We start from the raw sequence: 2004 nt of genomic DNA, 5'->3' as shown, positions 1-2004 counted from the left end.
TAATTTTCGCTCCCCATCACAGTCCAGCCTTACGATGTGCGGATTTGCCTACACATCAGCCTCACTGCTTAGACGGACATCCATCAGTCCGCGTCACTACCCTGCTGCGTCCCCCCATTGCTCATAACGGCTTACGGTGGTACAGGAATTTCGACCTGTTGTCCTTCGACTACGCCTTTCGGCCTCGCCTTAGGTCCCGACTTACCCTGAGCGGACGAGCCTTCCTCAGGAACCCTTAGGCTTTCGGCGGATCAGATTCTCACTGATCTTTTCGTTACTCATACCGGCATTCTCACTTGTATAATGTCCAGCGCTCCTTACGGTACACCTTCAACCCTTATACAACGCTCCCCTACCCCTGATGCAAGCATCAAGCCATAGCTTCGGTGGTGTGTTTAGCCCCGTTACATTTTCGGCGCAGAGTCACTCGACCAGTGAGCTATTACGCACTCTTTCAATGGTGGCTGCTTCTAAGCCAACATCCTGGTTGTCTGTGCAACTCCACATCCTTTCCCACTTAACACACACTTGGGGACCTTAGCTGATGGTCTGGGCTGTTTCCCTTTTGACAATGGATCTTAGCACTCACTGTCTGACTCCCGGAAGTAAGTCTATGGCATTCGGAGTTTGACTGAGCTTGGTAACCCTTGCGGGCCCCGCACCCAATCAGTGCTCTACCTCCACGACTCTGTTTTCCGAGGCTAGCCCTAAAGCTATTTCGGGGAGAACCAGCTATCTCCGAGTTCGATTGGAATTTCTCCGCTACCCCCACCTCATCCCCGCACTTTTCAACGTGCGTGGGTTCGGGCCTCCAGTGCGTGTTACCGCACCTTCACCCTGGACAGGGGTAGATCACCCGGTTTCGGGTCTACGTCCACGTACTCATTCGCCCTATTCAGACTCGCTTTCGCTGCGGCTCCGGCTCTTCACCTTAACCTTGCACGGGAACGTAACTCGCCGGTTCATTCTACAAAAGGCACGCCATCACCCCTAAAACGGGCTCTGACTTTTTGTAAGCACACGGTTTCAGGTTCTATTTCACTCCCCTTCCGGGGTGCTTTTCACCTTTCCCTCACGGTACTGCTTCACTATCGGTCGCTAGGAAGTATTTAGCCTTGGCAGATGGTCCTGCCGGATTCATACGGGGTTTCACGTGCCCCGCACTACTCGGGATCCGTCTCGGAGGGAACCAACTTTCAATTACAGGGCTTTTACCTTCTTTGGCGGGCCTTTCCAGACCTCTTCGCTTAACCGGTTCCTTTGTAACTCCATGTGAGACGTCCCACAACCCCAAAGAGCAAGCTCTCTGGTTTGGGCTTCTCCGCGTTCGCTCGCCGCTACTGACGGAATCACTATTGTTTTCTCTTCCTCAGGGTACTTAGATGTTTCAGTTCCCCTGGTCTGCCTCTACACAACCTATGTATTCAGTTGTGAGTAACTGGATATTACCCCAGCTGGGTTTCCCCATTCGGACACCCCCGGATCAAAGCTTGCTTACAGCTCCCCGAGGCAGTTTCGTTGTTCGCCACGTCCTTCATCGGCTCCTAGCGCCTAGGCATCCTCCGTGTGCTCTTAGTAGCTTAACCATATTTGCTCCGGTTTCGACGGCTCGCTTCCCTTGTTTTGCTTACGCAAAGCCAAAAGTCGCTCCCACTCGAACCCATCGCAATGCAGTTTTCACTATTTATTGAAACTTGTTTTAACACAAGTTCAGCTTAAAAAGGAATGTTCTAATTCGCATTTTTCGTTTCGATATCTAGTTTTCAAAGAACAAGCTCCATGCAAAAGCAAGCTGTTTGAGAGTTTGAGCTCTCAAAACTGAGCAACGAGTGAGTTAAAAGCTTTACGAAGTAAAGCTCGCTTCGGAAGCATGCTTCCTGAAGACTTAAATTTGAATGTTTCCGTTACAGGAAACGATTCTCCATAGAAAGGAGGTGATCCAGCCGCACCTTCCGATACGGCTACCTTGTTACGACTTCACCCCAATCATCTATCCCACCTTCG

General features: G+C 51.0%; 2 rRNA genes. Both read right to left on the bottom strand.

Annotation, left to right across the window (positions count from 1 at the left end):
- Nucleotides 1-1586, bottom strand: a 23S ribosomal RNA gene (locus ACFTRD_RS32535); the annotation flags it as partial.
- Nucleotides 1587-1927: 341 nt separating this feature from the next.
- Nucleotides 1928-2004 (bottom strand): 16S ribosomal RNA (locus ACFTRD_RS32530); the annotation flags it as partial.

The organism is Paenibacillus sp. NPDC056933, from assembly GCF_042674385.1.
In the GTDB taxonomy this organism is placed as follows: Bacteria; Bacillota; Bacilli; order Paenibacillales; family Paenibacillaceae; genus Paenibacillus.
The sequence above is the reverse complement of the archived record's forward strand: the minus strand, read 5'-3'. Positions and strand labels throughout refer to the sequence as shown.